The following is a 14475-nucleotide window of genomic DNA, read 5'->3' on the forward strand; positions in this document are numbered from 1 at the left end:
GTTATTTTATGTGTGTTCTTATAATCTTAAATACATCCGAGTTCCCTTCATTGGGTGAAGTGGAAATATGAGCTTCAACTACGATGAACTGCTAAAACGTGCATGTGAACAAATGCCTGAAGTTCAAGCAAAAAAAGAGCGCTTAGAACTGCCCAGAATCCAAATTCAAACTGTGGGTATGCGCACAACCATAGCGAACTTTAAAGAAATCGCCGATGCACTCGACCGTGACCCTCAACATATTCTAAAATTCTTAACCCGTGAGATGGCGACGGCAGCTACATTCCACGATTCCCGCGCAATATTCCAAGGCAAATTCCGAACAGACAGCTTTGAACGGCTCCTACAGCGATACCTTGAAGCTTATGTTGTTTGTCCAGTGTGCAAACGCCCCGATACAAAAATCGCAAAAGAAAAACGATTGTCCTTCTTAGTCTGTAACGCTTGTGGAGCAAGATCGTCAATTAAACAGCTTTGAGCGGTAAAGAGATGGACGTTTACCTCAACCTGCAAAAAGTCGGTCAAAACGTGGTGCTTGCCGTTTGCGACTGCGATTTGTTGGGCAAAACGTTAAAGGAAGGCAAGATTGTTTTCCGAGTTAAAGAAAACTTTTACAAAGGCCGCAAAGCCACGCTAGAGGAAGCGGTAGGATTGATTAACAATTCAACTATCGTTAATTTAGTTGGCCAGAACTGTGTCGGGGAAGCCATCGCGAAGGGTTATGTTCACCCTGAAGCTGTACTGAAAATCGAAGGCGTGCCCCACGCGCAGATAGTGAAGCTTTAAGCAGCCTGCGCTAAACTTTGCGCTTGGTCAACGGTTAGCTGTTTTAAACCTAATTTTTCTGTTTGTGCAGTTGTTTCTAAGGAGCCACCTTTGAGGAGTATCTCTTTTGCGGCAGGTCCCACATTGAACAGCAAATCTATTATCGACATGTTGGATTGAAATCCTTCAAACCTTTGCTGATAGATCGGATGCATATAACTGTGGTATTGTACTTTGATTTTTGCTTCTGCAAAGAGTGCTTCGTTAACGTAGGTTTTTCCGCCTGAACCGCAAAGGTAGGTGTCTGCGCCTAAGAATTTGCACATGGAAACGAGTTTTTCGGTTTTTTCTTCTCCATCGTAGGGAAATTCTGAGGAACGTAACATCTGTACATCAATTTCTAGAACTTTGGCGATGGCTTTAATGAGGTGCATGTTTAGGTTCAATAGAAATTCATGGTTTTGGGTGATTGCCTCTTTTATGATTGGGAAATATTCTTTAAAGTATGGAGTTCTGTCGTAATACAATGTTATCTTATCAATTTGTCGATTTTTCCACTGGTTGTCGGCGATTTTTACATCTTTAATCGTTTGAGGATGACCATGCATTATGGGAACAGTAAGCCATTCCCATCCTTGTGGTGTTCTGATTCGGTTTCGATTATGGAATCCCCCATGCTGATACTGGGCATCATCGTAGATGACGTAGGTGTCGCATCTTGCAAGTTTATCAAAGAAGCCCAGCCATGGGATGTATTCCGGTTGATGAACAAAAACTCTCATCTATGCACTCCTCAAAGGGGGAAGCTGTATGTTTCTACGGTTGTAGCGGGCTTTTTTTGGATAGTTTGCTGAAACTGTGAGTTAAAATTCCCTGCAATAGCTTCATTCTGTGTCTAACAAGCAGCTTCAGGATAAAAAGGATAAAATCGAGATAATAAGGACTAGCTACACATGCATAACACCCACAATTTTCAAGGCATGTTAGCAGCTACGGTAGAAAGCAACTGCCTGTCTTATGGAGGTTTTTTCCAAAGTTCCATTTTCTCTTTCTTTAGTTCGGTGCGTTTGCGTTGCAGATACTTGTAAACTGTGTGATGCTGGCATCCGTCCACAATCATCTGAACGGCGTTGCGTGCCGTGTCTGCTTGCTCGAAGCTGCCGATGATTCCCACCGTGTGGCCGTAAACAACCACGTCTGCTTCGCTTAGTTCTTCGATGAGTTTGCGGGTTTTGCCCTCTGTGCCGATGATTCTTGCTTTGACGCGTTTAATGTCTGAATCGCTGCGCCCAAAAATTAAACGTAAATCCACCATGTCAAAGATGTCGTCTTCGTTTCGGATTAACCTGAAAGCGGTTTCAGGTGTGAAACCTCTGCCGATGGCTGTTGCGACATCCTTTGCTCTGAGCAGAACTGATGGATCTGATGCTTTTTCGGTTAAGGTTATGGTTATGCTGCCCTCTGTTTCTATGTCGAGGTTTACGCCTAGTTTTTCTTCTATGTACTGTTTGGTTTTGCCTTCGGGGCCGATGAGGATACCGACGCGTTCTTTGGGGATTCGAACAAAGGTGTCTGGTCCAGACATTATTTTCCAACAACCAATTTGTGTAATTCTTCGATTGGGACAATATCAACGTTTAGGCGACTAAAGAACCTATTTAGGTTCGTTAAGTCACGCCGAAGCATAAAGTCAGCCATCGGATGCTCAATCGACACTGACTGGGAAAGGTCAAAAATTAGCGGTTTACCCTTCCACATCATGATGTTGTATTCGCTGAGGTCACCGTGGACGATTTTTGCTTTCTGATAGAGCCGCTTCAGATAAGTAATAAGTAACTTGTAGACGCGCTGTGGATTCTCGGGCCACTCCTCCTTAAGTGAAGGTGCACTAACACCGTGCTCACCGATGAACTCCATAACAACGACGTTGCTCTTCACAGCGATGGGTTTTGGAACGGGCACCTTCGCCTCGGACGCTTCTCTTAGGTTGCGGAACTCTTTCTGAGCCCACAACGCCATAAGCGAACGTGTGTCGCGTTTAACGTTTTTGAAGCGTGGGTCGCCTTCAATGTATTTATACATGCCTTTCTTGAATTCTGCAGATGAGGTGAGGTAGATTTTTACTGCTAAGTCTTTGCCTTCCTTGTTAGTCGCCCAATACACTTTCGCTTCTTTGCCGCTACTCACTGCGCCGTTGACTTCGTAGAGAACACCGCTGTTTAGAAAGTCGAATACGACCATGCGGGTGGTTTGGTCGAAGACTTCTTCTACAGTGGCTCGCTCTTTTGCGCGGTCATGGATGAGCATTTTGTCTCGACGTTCCACTGCTTTTTCGAGGTGGTCAAGGCGTTCACGAACTTTATTAGGCATGTTTAGTCACAGAAAAGTTAGCCGTCGAGTATTTAAAAGCAATCAAACCAGAAATTTCACGTTTACAGATGCTACAATAAGTGAGGTTTAGAGGGTTAACAAACCCTTACGCCTCAAGGTTTCAGCCTGTGCATGGGTATAACGCCATGTAACGTCGCCGCGTGTGTCAGTCTGAAAATCCCAAGGAGAAACTATAACGATGTCACCTTCGCGGATCCATACACGTCGTTTCATTTTTCCGCGGATGCGGCAGAGACGTTCTGCGCCATCTTGACATTTAACCATGATACGGTCAAAACCCAGTAACTTCGTTACCACACCTAAGACTTCGCCTTGGCCGGGGTAGACCATTTCGCTTATTGCGCCTTCGCTTAACACTTTTTTCTTTCCCAAACAGATGCCTCATTATTCGGATTTGTTTACATTAGTTTCTACTTCCTTAAAAGCCTGTTTATCCAAACTTGTCTGTTGAGCTGTGAAATCTGGAGATAACTATGAAAAAGTGTCTGTTTTCTGTCGTGTTTGCGTTTTTTCTTTTTTGGGCAAGAGGGTTTTTTGGTTATCGCTGCTCGTTCGTTTGATGTAAGTTTAAATCTCAACTCAAAATATTACTTCTCAGGTGTCCATCAAAGTGTCCTTTATCTTCAACATACCCTATCGTGACAATTTAAAACTTAAGCAAGTTATGGAGAAAGTCAAAAAAGACAAAAAACTCCAAACATACTGGAAATGCTCAAACGTTATGGCGATTGAACGCATGGGCTACACCGACCACGGACCAACCCACGTTAAAATCGTCGCCAACATCGCGTTACGTCTTCTACGTATTTTGGTGGAAAAGAAACTAATCACACCAAGCATCGTGGAAGATTACAAGATGAACAACGACGACGCCGAAGTGGTAGTCGTGTTAGGATCAATACTGCATGACTTAGGCATGATTGTCCAGAGGTTAAACCACGAAAAGTACAGCGCCACACTTGCCCTCACAGTTTTAGATAACCTCCTTTCACCCACCTACAACGAGGAAGAACGCGTCATCATAACCTCCGAAGTACTTCACGCCATTGTCTGCCATGAAGAGCAACCCAACAATGAGCCCTCCAACCGAATCTTAACCAAAGAAGCAGGCATCGTAGGTATTGCGGATGCGTTGGATATGGAAGCGGGCAGAGCAAGGATTCCGTTTAATGCAGGAAAAATCGACATCCACGCCGTCTCAGCACTCAGCATCGAAAAAGTCGAAGTAGAAGTAACAGAAGGCACACCTAAACCCATCACCATAAAAATAAAAATGTCTAACTCGGCAGGCGTCTTCCAAATCGACGAACTCCTCAAACCCCGCATCGTCAAATCTGGGCTGGAAAAATTCTTCCACGTAACAGCCGAAATCACAGGCGAAAAAGAAACACGGATAATAGAAAAATTCGAAATCTAAACTTTTGAGGAAAAACATGATCCACCAGTACGATGTTGTGGTAATCGGTGGCGGAATCGCAGGGCTCTACACTGCTTTGACTGCGGCGCAGGGCAACTGTCGAGTTGCAGTTGTAAGCAAGGTTCATGTTATGCGTTCGCACTCGGTTGCTGCACAAGGCGGCATCGCGGCAAGCTTAGGCAACGAAGAAGAAGACCACTGGGAATGGCACTTCTACGATACCGTAAAAGGCAGCGACTATTTAGCTGACCAAGACGCCGCAGAAATCCTCGCAAAAGAAGCCCCCGCCAGCATCTATGCACTTGAACATTTAGGTGTGCCGTTTAGCCGAAACGCTGAAGGCAAAATTGAGCAGCGCCGATTTGGAGGGCACACCAAAAATCAAGGTCAAGCCCCAATAAAACGTGCATGTTATGCGGCAGACCGCACAGGCAGAACCATCATGGATGCCCTTTTTGATAGATGTCAACAGAAAGGCATAGCTTTCCACAACGAAGTCTTCATCCAGCATCTGCTTTTTTCATCCAACCACTGCTGCGGCGCCTCAGGATACGACCTTGCAGCCACTAACCCACAGGTTTTCCATGCTAAAGCAGTCGTGCTCGCGACGGGCGGATGCGGCAAAATCTACAAAACCACCAGCAACTGTTTTGCGTCTACAGGCGACGGATTCGCGCTGGCTTTGGATGCTTTGTTGCCGCTTGAGGATTTGGAGTTTGTGCAGTTTCACCCTACAGGCATCTACGGTTTGGGCATATTGATCAGTGAAGCAGCAAGGGCAGAAGGAGGCGTTTTGCGTAACGGTTCAGGTGAACGTTTCATGGAGCGGTATGCGCCGACTTTGAAGGATTTGGCGCCAAGAGACATAGTTTCCCGAGCGATTCTAAGAGAAATCCGCGAAGGCAGAGGCGTAGAAGGCAAAGACTATGTGCATTTGGATTTGCGGGGCATCGGCAAAGACCGCCTCAACCAGAAGCTTCCTGAAATCACTTCGTTCATCCAAACCTACTTAGGTATTGATCCTGCTGAATCGCTTGTTCCTGTTGCGCCGACATGCCACTACATGATGGGCGGCATCCCCACGGACGTGGATGGACATGTTTTATCTGATAATTTGGGTACTGCTGTTTCTGGCTTGTATGCTGTAGGCGAATGCGCCTGCGTTAGCGTTCATGGTGCGAACCGTTTAGGCTGCAACTCGCTCATTGACTTGGTTGTTTTTGGTAAACGGGTTGGTGAAAGCATTTTGCGGGAAACAAAAAGTAACGACTTGCCGCCGCTGCCTCAACAAGCTGAAAACATAATTGCCGATGAAATCTCAAAGCTACTTGAAAACAAAGGAACTGAGCGCGTGGCTGAACTGCGGGAAACCATGCAGCTCCTCATGACTCAGAAAGTTAGCGTTTTCCGCGAAGCCTCAACCCTAAAATCCGCCCTCACACAGATTCGCCAGTTACGTAAACGCAGCCAAAACTTATGCTTAAACGACAAATCCAGAGTTTTTAATTACGAATTGCAGGAAGCCTTTGAACTTGCCAACATGTTGCAGGTCGCTGAAGCCATCATTTACTGTGCCATTAAACGCAGAGAAAGCCGCGGAGCACATTACCGACAAGATTTCCCTGAACGCAACGATGCAGAATGGCTAAAACACACCCTCGTGAAAGCTTCGCCTCAAGGGCTGGAAGTAACCTACAAACCAGTTAATGTAACACGATTGGCGCCTCAAAAACGGAGCTATTAACATGCAAATCACCCTCAAAGTTTACCGTTTCAACCCCCAAACCAGCCCGCAACCGCACTACGATACCTTTCAAATCGAAGCCGAACCCACCGAGCGTTTGCTGGATTGCCTCAACAGAATCCGATCTAATGTTGACAGTTCGCTTTCGTTTCGCATGTCCTGTGCGCATGGAGTCTGCGGTTCGGATGGTTTAACCATAAATGGGCAACCTGCTTTGGCCTGCCAAAAACTCATTAAAGACTATGATTACAGCAAAGAAATAATGATTGAACCTCTTTTGGGTTTCAAAGTGGTTAAAGACCTGATTGTGGATTTTGAGCCCTTTTTTGAGCGGATCAAATCCGTAAATCCTCAATCGGTAGAAGTTGCCCCTTTTGTCCAGCCCGAAAAAGAGCGTATCCAAACAATCGAAGAACACAGCAACTACGCTGATTCATTAAAATGTGTCCTTTGCGGTTGCTGCTTTAGCGCCTGTCCAGTTGCCACAGTTGAAGACCCAGATTTTGTCGGTCCCGCCGCATCTTTGCGTTCGCAACGCTACCTATTTGACAGCAGAACCACCGACCGAAAAGAAAGATTGGAGCTTGCAGCTAAACCTCATGGTGTCACAGCCTGCAAAGGCTACTACAAGTGCACGCTTGTTTGTCCAAAGAAAATAAAGGTCACCCAAGCCATACTTAAGACCAAAAAACAAATTACACAAGAACAGCAACAAAGAGAGCAATAAGGCGACAGAGTTATGGCTACACGTAAAGAAGCTGACCCACTAGGCGAACGGTTAATCCCCAAAGACGCCTACTTTGGCATTCAAACGTTTAGGGCAACAGAAAACTTTCCTGTAAGCGGACTAAAAGCGCCCATCCAAATCATCAAAGCATACGTGCTTATCAAAAAAGCCGCCGCAACCGCTAACATGCAGGTGGGGTGGCTGGACGAAAAAATCGGCAAAGCTATCATAGCCGCCTGTGACGAAGTCCTCGACGGCAAACTCGTTGACCAATTTGTGGTGGATGTTTTTCAAGCGGGTGCGGGCACATCGTTTAACATGAACGTAAACGAGGTTCTGGCTAATCGGGCTCTGGAACTCTTGGGCAAAACTAAAGGTGACTACAAATCTATTAGCCCAAACGACCACGTTAACATGGCGCAATCCACCAACGATACATACCCAACCGCGCTGCATGTTTCGGTTTTGATGGCGCTTCAACCTCTGCTAAAAGCGCTCGACGAATTAGCCGCTGCTTTCGAGGAGTTAGGCAAAAAGAACGCGGACGTTTTGAAGTCAGGCAGGACACATTTACAGGATGCAGTTCCCGTAACGGTGGGGCAAGAGTTTTCTGCTTACGCTTCAGCCATCGCTCACGCTGCCGCTGAGTTGCGCAGGCGCCAAGAAAACCTCTACATGGTTGCTTTAGGCGGCACCGCCACGGGAACAGGCGCCAACAGCCACCCAAAATACAAGCGGCTTGCGGTAGCAGAACTCGCTAAACTTTCAGGGTTCCCCCTAAAACCCGCAGCAAACAACTTTGAAGCGCTCCAAAGCCACAGGGCTGCGCAAACGGTTTCCAGCGGCTTAAAAGAACTTGCTTTAGAACTTATCCGCATAGCTAACGATTTGCGGTTGCTTGCTTCTGGACCCACCACGGGTTTGAACGAAATTACTTTGCCGCCTGTGCAGCCTGGCTCATCGATTATGCCTGGCAAAGTTAACCCTGTGATGGCGGAGTGCCTAAACATGGTTGCTTTCCAAGTGGTTGGCTGTGACGCTGCGGTTTCTTTGGCGGTGCAAGCGGGGCAGTTGGAGCTTAACGTGATGACTCCTGCAATCGCCTACAACATGCTCTTTAGCATCCAAATCTTAAGCAACTATCTTCCAGCGTTCACCGAACGATGCGTCAGGGGTATAACTGTGGACGAGAAGCGATGCGAACAATACCTAGAGAAGAACCCTTCACTTGCCACTTTGCTTGCGCCCAAAATCGGCTACTTGGAAGCAGCAAAAATCGCAAAGCAAGCACAAGCCGAAAACCGCACCGTGAAAGAGGTCGCGCTCGAAAAGGGGCTGCCTAAAGCCGAGTTGGAGCGGATTTTTAGCCGCAAAAACCTCCTAAACGAACAATAACGACCTTTTTCATCCTGTTGCCCTTTTGGGTTCTATAACCCCATTATTTAGCGGCGCATACGAAATCGTATCCGCACCTGTTGGAAACCACGCGACGTCTCAGCAGCTACCTCCCCTCCCTTATATAAAGAACAAACGCGCTGCAAGAATACCCTTATTGGTAAAGTAACTCGATTGAAATTTGAAAGATGTTATTCCACCTGACACTAAGCTGAAGATTATCCCAACAAAACCCGAAGTTTGTTAGCTTTTCCGCTAAGTGCTCTTTCGCTCACAGTCAAAACCTTTCTAAAACATGAGTTACAATTATATCTCTTGCGTCATTGAGGTTACGCTTTGCTGTCAAACAGGAATGGGGCCTCTTAAGCTTATATCAGAGTTGTTCTCTAAAAAAATGTATTAACATATCCTTGTAAAAAGAACTATAACAAAATGTTCTGCAATTCAAAATTCATTCGATTTTATTCTTTAGTTTTTCTTTGTATTTGTCTACTTTATGTTTAATCTCCAACGTTGATGGCGTTTTTGCGCTGCTAAGTAAAAGTTGTTTTGTTATCTTAGCACAGGCTATGTTAAGTTTTTCCTCGTCAGGTAAAGATAAGTTCTCTCGAATACATTCATTTTGGACTTCTTGTTTGACAGTTTTAAAGACTAATAGAAATCTAAGTCCATCTTGGTTAAAATTGTCTGCGATCTTATCAATTACTGTTTTGTTAACCATGTTATCACTTTTTGCGTGTTTGCTCAGCAAGGAAATTACGTACGAAATCTACTTCCACGTCGGTTATTTTTTCAACCACTCGAGAAAAACAAGCTTTTACTTCTGGTTGCAAAGGTGCAGGGACTATTCTGCTTATCTGCGACCAAAAAATGTCTGTTTGGGCATCTGTAAGACAATCTTTCACTATATCAGTACCAATCACTTTTGCTAAACCATCGGGTCCTTTTTTGTCGTAAATACTATACAAATTAGAAATCAACGCCCAATTAGTCCACAAGAAATCAGCCGCGACGTATGCAGCATGTATTTCGTTAATTAAGGGTACTTGCCCAAGTGCATTAATGACGGTTGAAATTTTCAAGTTTTCCTTTTGCTGTAACATTTGCCTGTAATTTCTGGGTTGTACTGATAGTTCCCTAAGAACATTTTTACCTATTCTTGGGAGGTATTGTTTATTATATGAACCATATCCATACGAGTAGAAATGTCCACCAGTCTTTCTGTTTGTACGCCAACCTCCGCGTCGCATACTCTTATCCTAATTATCTATCTTAATAAAATTTTTTAAAAAGAAAGCGAGCGGGTTGTTAGATGAAACTAAAGAAAATAGCGAAAGCAGGAGGCGTATGATATTAATCAAATTGTAAAATAATTACTTTACAGTGGCGCCTTATTCTATTTGGGAATTGTGGGAACTTGATTTGTGGGTTGCAGTTACAAAAATGAGATGGAAATCAAAGCACTAATACTTCGCCGTCGCAATTTTGATATGTGAATGTTACACTTAGTCGTTAAGTTTCGGTGAAAAAACAAATGGTATTGTCTGCTGTTGATTTGAGAAAAGCTATCGAGCAGGGTTCGCTAGTAATTGACCCGTTGAGTAAGGACACGATTAGGGAGAATGGGGTTGATTTACGGTTTTCTGAGGAGATTGTCCGTTTACAGCCAACGGATAAGGTGCTGGATATTTCTGCGCCTTGCAGTGAGGGGTTGTATGTTAAGGAGAAAGTTACTGATTCATTTGTTTTAGGTAAGTACGAGAAGGTACTCGTCGCCACACTGGAGCGGGTAAAGTTGAGCAACGACTTCATGGCGTTCTGTCAACTTCGAAGCACCTTCTCAAGGGCAGGCGTCTCCATCCCCCCCACTGTGGTGGATGCAGGGTTCGAAGGTAACCTTACCATCCAAATTTCAGGTGGCCCCTTCCCCGTCAAAATCCCCACAAAAACGCGGTTCCTGCATTTGGTGTTTGCAGAACTCAAAACGCCGCTTGTGACGGGTTATGAGGGCAAGTATAAGCATGATAATGGTGTAGCGCCGCCTAAAAAAGACCGTTAGGAGCGCAGTACGTTTTTATCCGTATCCGTGCAGTGTGTGGTGAGGAATCGTGGACTTTACTTACCCTGCAAACGTTTGCTTCGAATGTAACGGTTGCGCGTTGTGCTGCGGCGACACAGACCATAAACTACGCCACATCCTGCTACTGGAAAGCGAGGCAGAGGAGATTTCGGCGGCTACTGGGCAACCCATCGAGGATTTCTGCAAAGACTCCAACGGCACGCAACCCTACATTTACGAGATGAAAAAATTTGAGGGGGACTGTGTTTTCCTAAAAGACCACAAATGCACCATCTATGAGCTTCGGCCGCTGATTTGCCGCTTCTACCCCTTCACATTAAAGTTCGATGCAGACAAAGACACCCACGTATTCACTGCGACTTCGGAATGCCCCATGATTGGGCAGGGCACACTGATGACACACAAAGATTTTGAAGCACTCTACAGGTTGGCTAAGCAGAGGCTGCCTTAAAGCTGTTTTAACACATCAGCCTTCTCGATAGATACACCGCAGTAATGGCACTTCAGCGAGAGAGGTTCTTCGTTTTTTACGTGGAATTTGGATGAGACGGGTTCGCCGCTGTTGCTTACGCAGCAGGGGTTAGTGCATTTTATGATGCCCTCGATGGTTTTGGGCAACTCCACTTCCTGCTTCGCCACAACCGCGTAGTCGTGGATGATGTTTATGGATGCATGCGGCGCCACCAACGCGATACGGTTGACTTCCTGCGCACTAAGAGCCATACCTTCGATTTTGATGATGTCTTTAACACCGAAGCGTTTGCTGGGAACATTAATCGCGATGGTCATGACACGTTTTTCTTGACCAGTGATTCCCAATATGCGCACAACGTCAAGCGCGTAGCCGCCTCGGATGTGGTCGATGACTGTGCCGTCTTTGATTTTAGTTACCCGCAGCTCCTTCTCACTCATAGCATCCCTGCAAGGCTATTGCTGGCGGGGCAAATAAGAATTATCTCCAAAAAACACAGGAAACTTTAGGAGCGCAGGTCAATCACGGTGGTGCCAGCGAACTTGTCAAAGTAACGCATAAACGCCTGATTCTTAATCCGCCACCCAATCAGCAAATCAAAAGGCAACAGCGGCAGCACTTTGCCAAAGTTGCGCACAGCCGCGTGGTCATAGCTCATTTTTTTGCCGTCGGTGCGAACCACTTTTAGACCGATGACGCGTTTGCCGATGCTTTGCCCGTTAAAGCCCTCAAGCAACGTGGAGTACAGCCACAGCAACCCGGTGGTGATGAAGATTATGGTGCTGATTTCGGCGCCGAGGCTAATCTCAGACAACGAAAGCAACTGGGGCAGAAGCGTAATCGCTAAAGTAATGGCGAAGATCAAAGCGAAATCGATGAGAAACGCGCTTGCCCGTTTCCTAAAACTGGAAAGCGGCAGCGAACTGGCTTTGCCCTGCACATCAGCGGCTTCCGCCCAGCCCTCCACGTCGTGGATAACTCGGACGGCACTTTCCCCTGCGCGGCTAAGCTTGTATTTGCCGCTGGGCGTCTGCTCGATGAAGGGCGATAGGGCACGGAGGTGGAAGCTGAGCTTCCCAGTATCGACCTTAAGCAGGTTAAGCAAGTCTGTGAAAGACGACTCGCCGTTGTTGCTTAAGTCCAACAGTATGTCTCTTCTCAGCGGGTGGGATAGAACTGAGAGGACTTTAGAGACGTTGTCCTGATTGACCGCCATACCCTAAAACCTACGGTTCACTGATTTTTCCTTTCTTTTTGCACGCTTATGCCCATAATTGGGTTTACTCCAATATAAGCCAAACTCTAAAAAACCCTTTAATCTTAAGCTAACTCTAACCTAGACAAAACAGCCTATTAAAGGATTCATACATGTCAAGCGCTGAGGTAGCCGTCAAGGTTTTCCGAGAGTTAGAAAGCGAAGACTTCCGAGTGCTCCATATAATCGAAGCCGCCATGGCTAAACGTGAATTCGTACCCACAGAACAAATCCACAAGTACTCCAAAGTCCCCCTCGACCGCATCACCTACACACTGGGCAAACTCAACAAACTCGGCTTAATCTACCAAACCAGAGGCGCCTACACAGGACACACACTAAACTATGCAGGTTACGACTGCTTAGCCATAAACGCACTGGTCAAAGCAGGAGTCATTTCCTCGTTTGGGCATTCGCTGGGAGTCGGCAAAGAAGCAGACGTCTACGACGCGCTTAGCCCCAGCGGCAACCGCATAGCCGTCAAATTCCACCGCCTAGGACGCATCAGCTTCCGCCAAACCCGACGAAAACGCGGCTACATCCGCGAACACTCCACGTGGCTGTTCCAGTCGCATCTGGCGGCGGAAAAAGAGTTTCAAGCCATGAAACTGGTCTACCAACACGGCGTCTCGGTGCCTGAGCCGCTTAGCCACAACCGCCACGTGATCGCCATGGGCATGATTGAAGGCGGGGAACTATCCAAATACAAAGACATAGGCGAAGGGGAAAAAGTTCTGCGCGAAATCTTACAGAACGTCAAAAAAGCCTACACAGAAGCCCACATCATCCACGCGGACTTGAGCGAATACAACATCATCCTGCAACCCGATGGGCATGTTTTGATAATCGACTGGCCTCAAGCAGTTAAAACTGACCACGCCAACGCTGCCGAGTTGCTGGAGCGGGATTTGAAGAATGTGCTTACTGTTTTTAGCCGAAAATTCAACATAGAATTAGCGCTAAAAGATGCCGTTGCATATGTGGTTGGGGAAGCGAAACGCTTGCCCGTTTAGTGCTTGTTTGCGTCTAAGATAATGTAGAGTATGTTGTTTCCTCGGAGAAGCACGTTACCGTAGTTGGTCATAAGTTGGTCTTCTTTGCATTCGGTAGCGCCTTCCAAGAGTATGTTCATGTGTCCGTCGCATTTAATCATTTTACCCTTGTATTCGTAGCCGCTTTTGAGAACAACTTGGATGTTGCCGTGCAACTGTTTTATGAGAACGTTTAGTGGTTTTTTACTTGGTTCCATCATCGACATATGTTAGTCACTGACCATTCCGTTTATTATGCAACAACCCGCTACCAAATATAAAAGGCTTATGAAAACCAAGTAACCTATGGATAAACAAAAACTTGGTGGGTAAAGAAAAAAGAGGATAGGATCTACAGTTTAGCCAGAACCGACAGCGCCGCAACTACGAGGAAAGCTATGCCTGTCCAGAAAAGGTCGCCGCCTGTGAGGAACCAAACCACTATGGCTACGAGGATTGCGGGGATAAGCACTAAGAAGAGCTTGATTAGCACGATTATTATTAAGCCGATGATGACCAGTATTATCAGAAACGTCAGGTCTAAGCCGCCGAGCCCTAAACTGTCGAGAACCGAGTAGACGAACGCCATCAATAGTGGAAGAAAACTCATCATATCTCCTCTAAAAATGTAGGTTGTTGCATCATAGTAATATGTCTTTAGGAAACAGCGGTAAGCTGCTTAAGCCATCTTACCCCGAAGCTTAGTGAGCACTTCATCCTCAACCCATTTCTCGCCTTGCATGGTGAGTTTGAAGTCGGGTTTGTTGGGGTCAGGCTTGAAAACTTGCCCCCGTTTGGTCATCTCGTTTAAGCGGGCTGGAACCATGACTTTTATGCCGCTGGATTCAAGCAGCTTCTGCACCTGCGCCGCCGTGTTCCGCCTGTCGTCTGAGGCATACAGCACCAGCCCGACGGATTCGTAATGGGTCAGGTTTTCCCGTGTGACTATGACGGGCCCTTCCGTGGTGGGTTCAACGATGCCTTTTAGCTGTGCACCAGAGGGAGTTAAACGGTTGGCAACGAAGTCGGAGAGTTTCTCAGTAAAGTTTTCAGGCATGCTGGCGAGCATGTCAAGGATTTCCTGGGGGGTTTCACCTTCGATTACGACTTCGCCGAATCCTGTTTTTATTCGGGCTTCTATGCGTTTCATGGCGGTGCCTCAGTGGGGTATATGGGTGTTTTGGCTTTTTAGGATTTA

Annotated in this window: 20 protein-coding genes; 9 read left to right on the forward strand and 11 right to left on the reverse strand. The window is 46.3% G+C overall.

All coding sequences use genetic code 11. The annotated features are described in order from the left end of the window. Nucleotides 1-67 precede the first annotated feature (67 nt). Together NWE96_04000 and NWE96_04005 are read left to right on the forward strand one after the other, a co-directional pair. Nucleotides 68-478 (forward strand): translation initiation factor IF-2 subunit beta, encoded by a 411-nt coding sequence (locus tag NWE96_04000; GenBank protein ID MCW3983138.1) that lies wholly within the window; start codon nucleotides 68-70, stop codon nucleotides 476-478. Nucleotides 479-489: 11 nt separating this feature from the next. After that, nucleotides 490-786, forward strand: coding sequence for a DUF424 family protein (locus tag NWE96_04005; protein ID MCW3983139.1), 297 nt, complete (start codon nucleotides 490-492; stop codon nucleotides 784-786). Here NWE96_04005 and NWE96_04010 read toward each other — a convergent pair. From NWE96_04010 to eif1A, 4 genes are all read right to left on the reverse strand, one after another. Continuing rightward, a complete protein-coding gene (locus NWE96_04010) occupies nucleotides 783-1547 on the reverse strand; it encodes a WbqC family protein (protein MCW3983140.1) in 765 nt (254 codons plus the stop codon). The two genes, NWE96_04005 and NWE96_04010, sit on opposite strands and share 4 nt — an antisense overlap. A 233-nt stretch (nucleotides 1548-1780) precedes the next feature. Then, nucleotides 1781-2350: a KH domain-containing protein gene (locus NWE96_04015; protein MCW3983141.1), complete on the reverse strand. Its 570-nt coding sequence runs from the start codon at nucleotides 2348-2350 to the stop codon at nucleotides 1781-1783. Next, on the reverse strand, nucleotides 2350-3135 hold the full coding sequence (locus tag NWE96_04020) for a serine protein kinase RIO (protein ID MCW3983142.1): 786 nt from the start codon (nucleotides 3133-3135) through the stop codon (nucleotides 2350-2352). The genes NWE96_04015 and NWE96_04020 overlap by 1 nt, the downstream gene beginning before the upstream one ends. Before the next feature lie 87 nt (nucleotides 3136-3222). After that, a complete protein-coding gene (gene eif1A, locus NWE96_04025; GenBank protein ID MCW3983143.1) occupies nucleotides 3223-3528 on the reverse strand; it encodes a translation initiation factor eIF-1A in 306 nt (101 codons plus the stop codon). Between the two features lie 238 nt (nucleotides 3529-3766). Between eif1A and NWE96_04030 the strand changes: the two genes are divergently transcribed. The 4 genes from NWE96_04030 to NWE96_04045 are packed head-to-tail and all read left to right on the forward strand — an operon-like array spanning nucleotide 3767 to nucleotide 8439. After that, entirely contained in the window at nucleotides 3767-4573 is an 807-nt protein-coding gene (locus NWE96_04030; protein MCW3983144.1) for an HD domain-containing protein, read from the forward strand. 16 nt (nucleotides 4574-4589) lie between these two features. Then, on the forward strand, nucleotides 4590-6317 hold the full coding sequence (gene sdhA / locus NWE96_04035; GenBank protein ID MCW3983145.1) for a succinate dehydrogenase flavoprotein subunit: 1728 nt from the start codon (nucleotides 4590-4592) through the stop codon (nucleotides 6315-6317). Nucleotide 6318: 1 nt separating this feature from the next. Continuing rightward, on the forward strand, nucleotides 6319-7044 hold the full coding sequence (gene sdhB / locus NWE96_04040; GenBank protein ID MCW3983146.1) for a succinate dehydrogenase iron-sulfur subunit: 726 nt from the start codon (nucleotides 6319-6321) through the stop codon (nucleotides 7042-7044). 12 nt (nucleotides 7045-7056) lie between these two features. After that, the gene (locus tag NWE96_04045) at nucleotides 7057-8439 is read left to right on the forward strand and encodes an aspartate ammonia-lyase (GenBank protein MCW3983147.1); all 1383 of its coding nucleotides are present in this window, start codon (nucleotides 7057-7059) and stop codon (nucleotides 8437-8439) included. A 451-nt stretch (nucleotides 8440-8890) separates the two neighbouring features. Here NWE96_04045 and NWE96_04050 read toward each other — a convergent pair whose 3' ends face one another. Together NWE96_04050 and NWE96_04055 are read right to left on the reverse strand one after the other, a co-directional pair. Beyond that, nucleotides 8891-9160, reverse strand: a complete 270-nt coding sequence (locus tag NWE96_04050; GenBank protein ID MCW3983148.1) for a hypothetical protein — start codon at nucleotides 9158-9160, stop codon at nucleotides 8891-8893. Nucleotides 9161-9164: 4 nt separating this feature from the next. Beyond that, nucleotides 9165-9689 carry a hypothetical protein gene (locus NWE96_04055; protein ID MCW3983149.1) on the reverse strand — a complete coding sequence of 175 codons (525 nt, stop codon included), beginning with the start codon at nucleotides 9687-9689 and terminating at the stop codon, nucleotides 9165-9167. Nucleotides 9690-9973: 284 nt separating this feature from the next. Here NWE96_04055 and dcd point away from each other — a divergent pair, with 284 nt between their 5' ends. Both dcd and NWE96_04065 read left to right on the forward strand, forming a co-directional pair. Next, nucleotides 9974-10498 carry a dCTP deaminase gene (gene dcd / locus NWE96_04060; GenBank protein MCW3983150.1) on the forward strand — a complete coding sequence of 175 codons (525 nt, stop codon included), beginning with the start codon at nucleotides 9974-9976 and terminating at the stop codon, nucleotides 10496-10498. A 49-nt stretch (nucleotides 10499-10547) separates the two neighbouring features. Continuing rightward, nucleotides 10548-10970, forward strand: a complete 423-nt coding sequence (locus NWE96_04065; GenBank protein MCW3983151.1) for a YkgJ family cysteine cluster protein — start codon at nucleotides 10548-10550, stop codon at nucleotides 10968-10970. Here the strand turns inward: NWE96_04065 and pyrI are convergent. Further along, complete coding sequence (gene pyrI, locus NWE96_04070; GenBank protein ID MCW3983152.1) at nucleotides 10967-11431, reverse strand: aspartate carbamoyltransferase regulatory subunit; 465 nt, start codon at nucleotides 11429-11431, stop codon at nucleotides 10967-10969. The two genes, NWE96_04065 and pyrI, sit on opposite strands and share 4 nt — an antisense overlap. A gap of 65 nt (nucleotides 11432-11496) precedes the next feature. Continuing rightward, the gene (locus NWE96_04075; GenBank protein MCW3983153.1) at nucleotides 11497-12207 is read right to left on the reverse strand and encodes an RDD family protein; all 711 of its coding nucleotides are present in this window, start codon (nucleotides 12205-12207) and stop codon (nucleotides 11497-11499) included. A 152-nt stretch (nucleotides 12208-12359) separates the two neighbouring features. On the opposite strand from NWE96_04075, the gene NWE96_04080 reads away from it, so the two are divergent. Continuing rightward, on the forward strand, nucleotides 12360-13259 hold the full coding sequence (locus tag NWE96_04080) for a serine/threonine protein kinase (protein MCW3983154.1): 900 nt from the start codon (nucleotides 12360-12362) through the stop codon (nucleotides 13257-13259). On the opposite strand, the gene NWE96_04085 is transcribed toward NWE96_04080, so the two are convergent. From NWE96_04085 to NWE96_04095, 3 genes are all read right to left on the reverse strand, one after another. After that, complete coding sequence (locus tag NWE96_04085; protein ID MCW3983155.1) at nucleotides 13256-13504, reverse strand: ribonucleoprotein; 249 nt, start codon at nucleotides 13502-13504, stop codon at nucleotides 13256-13258. The genes NWE96_04080 and NWE96_04085 overlap by 4 nt on opposite strands. Nucleotides 13505-13629: 125 nt before the next feature. Further along, nucleotides 13630-13887: a hypothetical protein gene (locus NWE96_04090; protein MCW3983156.1), complete on the reverse strand. Its 258-nt coding sequence runs from the start codon at nucleotides 13885-13887 to the stop codon at nucleotides 13630-13632. Nucleotides 13888-13956: 69 nt separating this feature from the next. After that, entirely contained in the window at nucleotides 13957-14427 is a 471-nt protein-coding gene (locus NWE96_04095; GenBank protein ID MCW3983157.1) for a hypothetical protein, read from the reverse strand. Nucleotides 14428-14475: the final 48 nt, after the last annotated feature.

The sequence above is a fragment of the Candidatus Bathyarchaeota archaeon genome (genome assembly GCA_026014685.1).
Lineage (GTDB): Archaea > Thermoproteota > Bathyarchaeia > Bathyarchaeales > Bathycorpusculaceae > Bathycorpusculum.

Excerpts from the sequence above, each read along its gene's own strand:
- NWE96_04045 (MCW3983147.1), top strand. The coding sequence starts at position 7,057 with ATGGCTACACGTAAAGAAGCTGACCCACTAGGCGAACGGTTAATCCCC.
- NWE96_04080 (MCW3983154.1), top strand. The coding sequence starts at position 12,360 with ATGTCAAGCGCTGAGGTAGCCGTCAAGGTTTTCCGAGAGTTAGAAAGC.
- NWE96_04005 (MCW3983139.1), top strand. The coding sequence starts at position 490 with ATGGACGTTTACCTCAACCTGCAAAAAGTCGGTCAAAACGTGGTGCTT.
- NWE96_04085 (MCW3983155.1), bottom strand. The coding sequence starts at position 13,504 with ATGTCGATGATGGAACCAAGTAAAAAACCACTAAACGTTCTCATAAAA.
- dcd (MCW3983150.1), top strand. The coding sequence starts at position 9,974 with ATGGTATTGTCTGCTGTTGATTTGAGAAAAGCTATCGAGCAGGGTTCG.
- sdhA (MCW3983145.1), top strand. The coding sequence starts at position 4,590 with ATGATCCACCAGTACGATGTTGTGGTAATCGGTGGCGGAATCGCAGGG.
- pyrI (MCW3983152.1), bottom strand. The coding sequence starts at position 11,431 with ATGAGTGAGAAGGAGCTGCGGGTAACTAAAATCAAAGACGGCACAGTC.
- NWE96_04015 (MCW3983141.1), bottom strand. The coding sequence starts at position 2,350 with ATGTCTGGACCAGACACCTTTGTTCGAATCCCCAAAGAACGCGTCGGT.
- NWE96_04095 (MCW3983157.1), bottom strand. The coding sequence starts at position 14,427 with ATGAAACGCATAGAAGCCCGAATAAAAACAGGATTCGGCGAAGTCGTA.
- NWE96_04055 (MCW3983149.1), bottom strand. The coding sequence starts at position 9,689 with ATGCGACGCGGAGGTTGGCGTACAAACAGAAAGACTGGTGGACATTTC.
- NWE96_04020 (MCW3983142.1), bottom strand. The coding sequence starts at position 3,135 with ATGCCTAATAAAGTTCGTGAACGCCTTGACCACCTCGAAAAAGCAGTG.
- NWE96_04090 (MCW3983156.1), bottom strand. The coding sequence starts at position 13,887 with ATGAGTTTTCTTCCACTATTGATGGCGTTCGTCTACTCGGTTCTCGAC.
- NWE96_04000 (MCW3983138.1), top strand. The coding sequence starts at position 68 with ATGAGCTTCAACTACGATGAACTGCTAAAACGTGCATGTGAACAAATG.
- NWE96_04010 (MCW3983140.1), bottom strand. The coding sequence starts at position 1,547 with ATGAGAGTTTTTGTTCATCAACCGGAATACATCCCATGGCTGGGCTTC.
- sdhB (MCW3983146.1), top strand. The coding sequence starts at position 6,319 with ATGCAAATCACCCTCAAAGTTTACCGTTTCAACCCCCAAACCAGCCCG.
- NWE96_04050 (MCW3983148.1), bottom strand. The coding sequence starts at position 9,160 with ATGGTTAACAAAACAGTAATTGATAAGATCGCAGACAATTTTAACCAA.
- NWE96_04075 (MCW3983153.1), bottom strand. The coding sequence starts at position 12,207 with ATGGCGGTCAATCAGGACAACGTCTCTAAAGTCCTCTCAGTTCTATCC.